At 57.7% G+C, this 7,489-nt stretch carries 7 protein-coding genes and 2 pseudogenes; 4 read left to right on the top strand and 5 right to left on the bottom strand.

What is annotated here, in order from left to right; all coding sequences use genetic code 11:
- From BT264_RS36740 to BT264_RS36730, 3 genes are all read right to left on the bottom strand, one after another.
- Positions 1 to 298: transposase (locus BT264_RS36740; RefSeq protein ID WP_143156771.1), on the bottom strand; the 298-nt coding region annotated here is incomplete at its 3' end.
- 294 nt (positions 299 to 592) lie between these two features.
- On the bottom strand, positions 593 to 910 hold the full coding sequence (locus tag BT264_RS36735) for a GntR family transcriptional regulator (protein ID WP_072445465.1): 318 nt from the start codon (positions 908 to 910) through the stop codon (positions 593 to 595).
- 536 nt (positions 911 to 1,446) lie between these two features.
- Positions 1,447 to 3,111 carry a hypothetical protein gene (locus tag BT264_RS36730; RefSeq protein ID WP_256260778.1) on the bottom strand — a complete coding sequence of 555 codons (1,665 nt, stop codon included), beginning with the start codon at positions 3,109 to 3,111 and terminating at the stop codon, positions 1,447 to 1,449.
- 597 nt (positions 3,112 to 3,708) lie between these two features.
- Here BT264_RS36730 and BT264_RS38935 point away from each other — a divergent pair.
- Entirely contained in the window at positions 3,709 to 3,900 is a 192-nt protein-coding gene (locus BT264_RS38935) for a hypothetical protein (RefSeq protein WP_143155853.1), read from the top strand.
- Positions 3,901 to 4,082: 182 nt separating this feature from the next.
- Here BT264_RS38935 and BT264_RS36725 read toward each other — a convergent pair.
- Both BT264_RS36725 and BT264_RS39725 read right to left on the bottom strand, forming a co-directional pair.
- Positions 4,083 to 4,769, bottom strand: a pseudogene (locus BT264_RS36725) (putative Na+/H+ antiporter); the annotation flags it as partial.
- 243 nt (positions 4,770 to 5,012) lie between these two features.
- Entirely contained in the window at positions 5,013 to 5,237 is a 225-nt protein-coding gene (locus BT264_RS39725; protein ID WP_218173375.1) for a hypothetical protein, read from the bottom strand.
- Here BT264_RS39725 and BT264_RS36720 point away from each other — a divergent pair.
- The 3 genes and pseudogenes from BT264_RS36720 to BT264_RS36710 all read left to right on the top strand — a co-directional run bounded on the left by BT264_RS36720 (position 5,166) and on the right by BT264_RS36710 (position 7,333).
- Positions 5,166 to 6,358: pseudogene (locus tag BT264_RS36720) on the top strand (IS110 family transposase). The gene BT264_RS39725 and the pseudogene BT264_RS36720 sit on opposite strands and share 72 nt — an antisense overlap.
- An 84-nt stretch (positions 6,359 to 6,442) precedes the next feature.
- Positions 6,443 to 6,574 carry a sodium:glutamate symporter gene (locus tag BT264_RS36715; protein WP_072445481.1) on the top strand — a complete coding sequence of 44 codons (132 nt, stop codon included), beginning with the start codon at positions 6,443 to 6,445 and terminating at the stop codon, positions 6,572 to 6,574.
- Positions 6,575 to 6,910: 336 nt separating this feature from the next.
- Positions 6,911 to 7,333, top strand: a complete 423-nt coding sequence (locus tag BT264_RS36710; protein WP_072445480.1) for an NUDIX hydrolase — start codon at positions 6,911 to 6,913, stop codon at positions 7,331 to 7,333.
- Positions 7,334 to 7,489 lie beyond the last annotated feature (156 nt).

The raw sequence follows: 7,489 nt of genomic DNA, 5'->3' as shown, positions 1-7,489 counted from the left end.
GCCACGCCGCGATTTGCTCGGGATACAGACCCTTGCGCCGGCAATACTCGGCCAGCTCCGCTGCGTTCAGCGGGGCAGTTTCCAATACAACGGCAAACTTGTCTTCCGAAGACCATCCTTCGGCGTTCTTCCCGTCGCCCGGCACGGCCAATCCCTTTCCTTTCGCCTCGCGGCGCCACACGTACAACGTTTGTTCGGTGATCCCTGTTTCTCGCGCCAGCGCGGACACCGGCACATTTTCCGGCGGCATCATACGACGCACCAGGGCTTCTTTTCGTTCTGTTGAGTAGGCTTTCATTCATGCCGATTCTACCGCCCCCGGACCTCGTCTAAGAATCAAACGACACGACAACTAGTCTGACGCCGGGGGGGGGGTAGCGCGCCCGCGTGAGCAACGCGGCCAAAATCGAACCAGGACGTCCTATCGAATCAGTTGTGAGCGCCCGTCGTCGCTCAGCACCTGTTCCGCCTTCGGTCGTTCACCATGTGTAGCTGACATCCCCCGTTCCGTTGACGTCTGTGTAATAGGCGAATATGGATGGCCGACCAACAGCAGAACGGGACACCGAGGCAAGCAGCTGACTCGACTACGTCAGTTCGTCCGTCGGTCTATCACGAACGTCCCGCGACGAGCGAATCCTCGCGTCAGGCCACGTCGTGCGACCTCTCGGAATGCGGCATAGACCGTATTGAGGTGAAACCCCAGCGAGTCGGCAATTGACTGTTGGGTTGGGATCCGGTCGCCGGGCTGAAACAGTCCCGAACGAATGGCTTCCTCGATCTGGTCAGCAATCGAGATCGCAACATGTTTGTCGATACGAGCAAAGTCTGGGCGCCAGCGGACTGGATTCACGTCGGCTGAACACCGACGTGCTTGACTCGATGATGTGTCGGATGAAAGAGATTGCATAGCTGCTCCAGTTATGCTCGCGCCCCTTATGGAGGAACGAAGCAAGCATATTGGGGTTGCGAAAACGATGCGACACGTTCGCGTGCAGCACTGCGACCTGACGTGCCCGCGCTAACGCGGCGTTACATCGGAAGTTGATTTGAGAAGCAAGCGACGGAGCGCGGCACGGCGTCGACAAATGAGGTTATCGACGTGCCGTGTGCGCGGAAGGTCAAGGCAGGATAGCCGCTGCGCCCCATCGTTGCGTCAAAAAGTTCGCTGCATTCGCACCTCTTTCGTAGCCTCGGCCCTTTTGGAATCACAGTTAGACAATTCGGCATCCGGTTCGGATGCCTTGAACTACCCTTTCGCGGATTCTGCCCCCCCTGCATTTCTCCCACAAGCGTCATGAATGGGCACTCTGCATCCAAACAGAAAATCCAGTGGAATTGGTTAACCTGAATTTCGGATAGTCCAACCTTAAATCAGCATGAACCAAACCGATGCGCCAGCCGTTTAGAATAGAGTGCGCATGAGAGGTGAATTTCAACAGTCCGCTACGACCTAAAATCAACCACCACACCGTCTGTCCAATATACGCGCCCTTGAGGCGGAATGGTTGGATCGGGGGGTGATTGCATCCCTGCACATACATATTTTACGCAATTATTCCACCCCGCCTCATAGACCACATTGAATTTCATCAATTTTCCTTGATTCGGCTGTGTCGGTATTTGCCAAAGAATGTCATATTCAGGGTTAATGGTTGCTGCTGTCGGAGTGGCGGTAGCAAATGCCCCTTCAATACCTCGCATTACTACGTAATCCCAAATTGCCGCAACATCTGGACGCCAACGAGTACTGCGCGAATATGGTTTCCCTGATGACGTTTGGGTGTTGGTCAAATTCAGTGTCGCGGTTCTCATCGAACTATCCATACGCTTTAAAATCAAATCCGCCTTTATTGCTTTTGAAGGATCAGTGAAGACTTGACTTGACACATTCACCATTCCACCAAATGTAAATGATTCCCCTTGGGAGACCATTACTTGATTATTTGACGTATCGGAAGGAAATAATCTAATTACACTTACCCCTGTTGGACAAACACTCCCCCTTTCTCCAGAATCACACCCAAACAAATTGGGATCACGATCCGCCCAGTCCGCCTCTCCGACAGGATAAGTCCAAGATTTCGGGAGCTGCGGATAAATATTTCCCCAACCTGCGTGGATAGTTGCATCCAGAAGGCCATACATTACATTGTTGGAATAGAACGCGGTATCTTGCAGATTTCGGGTGAATCCAGAACCCGCCCCTTGTCCTATTGACTTGACCCAAAAGTAGTGTTTTGAATTGCTTGGTGTTAGTACATCTTCGCTACGAATCAACGCCCATTCAGTTAGCAAACTGAGTTTCGGCTTTTTAGTATACGTCCAATTCGGAACATTGCGCGGTGCACTAGCGCCCTGATAATAGGACAGCGTCCCACTTTGGCACCAACGACTCACCTCACTAGAAACCTCATCCCGCTCGCTCGGTGTTAGTGGACGTCCGAATGTGTTGGCTGCGAAGCCGTTACCGAACATCGTGCAAGCTTCCACTGGAGAACTTGGACGAACGGAAAACTCTACATTTTTCGTAAAGCTATTCGTTGTACCTGTTGATCTTTTGGCTCGCCTCAACCCATCTGACATTTTGTCGTTGGCCAATTGAGCCTCTGCCGAGCGAGCTTGCTCGATCTGACCAGCGATGAGCTGTGCAATTGCGCGCCAATCTTCCACCCCTTCGTCACGTAAACCTTCCACACGGGTGCCAAAACGACTGGTCAAGACAACGGTATCAGCTTCAGGCCAAACCCGGATCCATTGAGGTTTCAGTGCGAGCAACGCCTCTTTTGAACCTTGTAAGACGATAGTACCTTTTGAGTTCAACGACCTTTCAATAAGTCGTTGATAATGACTGAGCGCGGCTGATGTCGTGCCATCAACTCGTAACAGCAAGACATGTGTTTCGTTTGGAATTTCCAGCATTACTTGTGCGTTGGATAACTCCGTCAGACCAGCGGGAACCCCTTGGTTTGTTGGCACAACAATTGGAATGTTTTTTATGGATTCGAGCGCAGCACCGATTGATGCTTGATGAATTTCGGCGCGCATCGATCCAGAAAACATCGCCAATATACTTAGTATTCCTATATTTAATATATTTGAAATATTCATGCCCAATTATTTCATTTGATGAATGGAAACTTTTGCCAAAATAGATGGCTAACGGTTGCTCTCTGCCCCGCAGAGGATAGTAATGTAACACACATTATTACAACTTGTAAGGTTGCGTGCTGCATTCTCTAACGTTAGATCCCGTAGTCCAGCGTCATCTTCATGTACATGCATCCTGATCTGGAATCATCGGTTGATCCACCAAGGCTGACCTGGAGCCGCGCGCTGATGCGCATCACTTTTTTACGGAACACAGATATGCCGTAGAGACGGAGGAATGCGACTCCCGCAGTGCCGTGTATTTTTCCACTGGACAGCACGACGGCACGTTGCCTTTCACGATGTCGGCCGTACTATTATCGGTCGCGTCATCCACCGACATCTGCCTCGTTGTCAGCGTCCCGTAGTGCTGGAGAATTCGCTCCAATGTTCACGCCGCACTGATACATATTCTTGACAGGCACGGCATCGCTCGAGTGGCGCCGGCTCCGATATCATCCGCTTCGATACAAACAGAACTGGCGAACTTCACTCGGTACATGATGGAAGTTCGCGGGCTTTCCGATAGCACACGCTGCGTCCGGCTGCGCCGCGCCGATGAGTGAGGTTCTCGCGGAATGCTTCGACAAGCAGCCGAATGACATATCGAAGATCGCTCCGGCGAGCGTCGTCCGTTTTATCGTGCGCCGTGCACGTGGGCTCGCACCTGATTCGATCAAGAGTATCGGTGTTTCAGTTCGCAACTATTTCCTCTTCAAGGCGAGCGGTCGAACACCGGCGCAACTTTGATCGCAGCACTGCCACGCGTTGCTCTATTGCATCTTGGCGGCCCCGGGGTTCCGTCGCCAGAAGAGTTCCGATGACTGCTCAGGGCGTTTGACCGCAGTAGCGCGACCGACATGCGTGACTACGTCATCACACGCTGTCTTTTGGACTTGGGTTTGCGTCGCATGGAAGTCGCGCGCTCGTGTCTAGACGATATCGACTGCACCCAGGAATACGGACGAGCCTGCCAGCAGCTTGCGAGCGGCACCGACTTGCTGCTGGCTCACTAGCACCATCGGGTGGTCGGTACCTGCGATCCGGGCGCGGCCAGCACCGCTAATCGATTCATCCGCGAAACCGCGGCACACGATGGCCAGCCCGGCCGGGTTCGGCGCGTTGGCGATCACGGTCAGCCCGAGCGCGCCGGCATAGAGTGCGTACGCGTCCATCGACGCGACGATCGGCTGCAGCCACCACTGCTGCAAGCCACTGAGCACGACGAGCCCGCCGAGGAAGAACAGCAGCAGGCCGATGAACACGACCGGATGATGCGCACCGAGCACGACGCCCACCAGGAAGCCGACGTGGATCAGCGTGACGCCCGCCGGCACGCGCTCGCCCGTCGCACCCGACGCTGCCAGCGCGCCGCGCATCAGCGCGATCAGCACCGTCGCGTTGACGAGCACCACGACCGCGGCGTTCCAGCCGAGCTGGGTGGCCATGAACGTGCTGTCCCAGCCCCACGCGGTCGCCACCATCAGCACCGGTGGTGCCGCGTAGGCAGTCAGCGTGCCGCCGATCGACACGTTGACGAACAGCACGCCGAGCGACAGATACTTCCAGCGCTCCGCAATCGGCCCGCAGAACAGCCGGTCGCGCGGAATCAGCGCGGCTCGGCATCGTGAGTCTGCGTTGCTCCCCGCGATAGCACTGATGACGCTGCGGCGGGGGGAGTTGACCGCGCTCGCGCTGCCGGTGCTGATCCTGCTGATCGCGCAGACCGTGCTGATGTTGGCTTAGATCTTCGTGACGTTCCGCATGATGGGCGCGAACTACCGCCCCGTTACTATCTTCACGCCCCGATAATCGGGGCTTTGGCCAGCCAGGCCCGGCATGATTCCCGCCCCCAGTCGCAGTCATGATCCGGGGGGTGTTGTCACCGGGCCTGGTGGGTGGCTGGTGATCGCTAATAGGGGTTTGGCCGGGATATCCCGACGCCGTCCGTAACGTGGATGCCGAGACTTGCCACCGTTGTTGCAGGCCAATCCGTTCACTCTGCTCATACTTCGATGCAAGACACTCAACAACATGGCGCCGTCGATGTCTTCATCGGCGTCGATGTCGGTAAAGGCCAGCATCATGCCGTCGCGCTCGATCGGAATGGCAAGCGCCTGTACAACAAGGCGCTACCCAACGACGAGGCCAAGCTACGCGCCCTCATCGCCGAACTCAAGACTCACGGCCGACTCCTGTTCGTCGTCGATCAGCCTTCCACCATCGGCGCGCTTCCCGTGGCCGTTGCCCGCAATGAAGGCGTACTCGTCGCCTATCTGCCGGGACTGGCTATGCGCCGCATCGCTGATCTGCACGCCGGCGAAGCCAAGACCGATGCCCGCGATGCCGCGATCATTGCCGAAGCCGCTCGCTCGATGCCGCACACACTGCGCTCGCTTCGGTTGGCCGACGAGCAACTCGCCGAACTCACCATGCTGTGCGGCTTCGACGACGATCTCGCCGACCAAGTCACTCAAACCAGCAACCGCATTCGCGGCTTGCTCACCCAGATCCATCCCGCTCTCGAACGCGTTCTCGGACCGCGCCTCGACCATCCAGCGGTGCTCGATCTGCTTGAGCGCTATCCGTCGCCCGCCGCGCTTGCCGCCACCAGCGAGAAGACGCTCGCCAATCGCCTGACCAAGCTCGCTCCTCGCATGGGCAAAGGCTTGGCGGCCGAGATCGTTCAGGCGCTGAGCGAACAAGCCGTGACCGTGCCCGGCACGCAAGCTGCCACCATCGTCATGCCTCGCTTGGCCCAGCAGCTTGCGGCCTTGCGTAAGCAACGCGACGAGGTCGCCGCCGAAGTTGAGCGACTGGTGCTTGCTCACCCTCTTTGGCCGGTCCTGACCAGCATGCCGGGAGTCGGCGTCAGGACCGCCGCCAGACTCCTGACCGAGGTCGCGCATAAAGCGTTCGCTTGGCGGCCTATGCTGGCCTTGCCCCGGTCACCCGGCGTTCAGGTTCATCCATTCGTGGTGAGCATCCATCCAGACGCGGCAACAAAGTGCTCAAGCGCGCCTTGTTCCTATCCGCCTTTGCGGCATTGCGGGATCCTGTCTCGCGGGCTTACTACGCGCGCAAGATCCAGCAGGGCAAGCGCCACAACCAAGCGCTCATCGCGCTGGCACGGCGACGCTGCGACGTCCTGTTCGCCATGCTGCGCGACGGCACCATTTACAAACCCAAGTCAGCCCCTAACGCTTGACGAAGGACATAGGGGCACCCCCCCGTACTCGCCGCCCGCCACTGCGGCTTCGGGCTCGGTGCGCCGCTCACCGCGACCGCGAACATGCAAGCCGTGACGCGGCCCGCGTCGGGCCGTCGAGCTTCCCTGCTCGTGCCGATGGTCAGCGCGCTCTTCATCGAAATCGCGAATGCGCTCGCGATCAAGCTGTGCCTCACGCTGCCGATCTACGGCTGACGCATCGGCACGAAACCGGCGTCGCCGACGCAACTGTTCCCCACATTGACACCGCCAGCATGCCGACACGGACTGGTATCCAGTGCCCGGCGAGATCGCGCTCATTACCCCAGCCCGACTGCCGTGCCGGACGACCTGCGAAATCAGACTCGACCGATTCCACAATAGACCAGACTGATTCCACATCAGGCCTGACTTCGCCACAATGGCTGGGTTGGATGGCTCGGTCATGCCCATCCAATACCGCTTGAAGCATTAGATCTCCGTTTACGCCACCCTTTCCTGGTGGCGTTTTTTTTGCTTGCCGTCGCGTCGCACACAGTGAGGATTTTGCCGATGAAAGAACGCGCCACCGTCCTCTGCCGACGCGGCGAGCGGATCCTTGTGGTTTCCCGTTTGCATGCCCGCTGGACCTTGCCAGGCGGCAAGCCGTGTGCGGGCGAATCGCTACGCGATGCCGCCCGGCGAGAACTGGCCGAAGAGACCGGGCTTGTCTGCGGCAACGCCCGCTACCTGTTTCGCATCGCGGGCGCACACAAGCTGCATCACGTGTTCCTCGCCGACATCGATCCGCACGCGATCCCACGCCCCGCACAGGAGATCGCGCGGTGCGCGTGGATCGACCGGCAAGCGCTCGCGTTACTCGACTGCAGTCGGCCGACGCCGCTGATCGTCGATCTCGCGTTCGAATGGATGCGGCATCCGCACCGTATGCCACGCCTCGTCGAATGCGACGCGCTAGCTGACCTGGCCGCTTGACGATTGAACCGCGCCGGGAATGTAGGAGACTTCGGATCTTGGCAGTAACAGGAGATTTGAAGTATGGAAAACGAAAGCAAGGTAAGGAAGCCCACCGGGACGCGGTATTCGGATGAGGTTCGGGAGCGAGCAGTGCGGATGGTCTTTGAGCACGAG

The sequence above is a fragment of the Burkholderia sp. NFPP32 genome, from assembly GCF_900119325.1.
GTDB lineage: Bacteria > Pseudomonadota > Gammaproteobacteria > Burkholderiales > Burkholderiaceae > Burkholderia > Burkholderia pyrrocinia_C.
The sequence above is the reverse complement of the archived record's forward strand: the minus strand, read 5'-3'. Positions and strand labels throughout refer to the sequence as shown.

Coding starts and splice junctions, on each gene's coding strand:
- BT264_RS36715 (WP_072445481.1), top strand. CDS start 6,443: ATGCAAGCCGTGACGCGGCCCGCGTCGGGCCGTCGAGCTTCCCTGCTC.
- BT264_RS38935 (WP_143155853.1), top strand. CDS start 3,709: ATGAGTGAGGTTCTCGCGGAATGCTTCGACAAGCAGCCGAATGACATA.
- BT264_RS39725 (WP_218173375.1), bottom strand. CDS start 5,237: ATGATGCTGGCCTTTACCGACATCGACGCCGATGAAGACATCGACGGC.
- BT264_RS36735 (WP_072445465.1), bottom strand. CDS start 910: ATGCAATCTCTTTCATCCGACACATCATCGAGTCAAGCACGTCGGTGT.
- BT264_RS36730 (WP_256260778.1), bottom strand. CDS start 3,111: ATGAATATTTCAAATATATTAAATATAGGAATACTAAGTATATTGGCG.
- BT264_RS36710 (WP_072445480.1), top strand. CDS start 6,911: ATGAAAGAACGCGCCACCGTCCTCTGCCGACGCGGCGAGCGGATCCTT.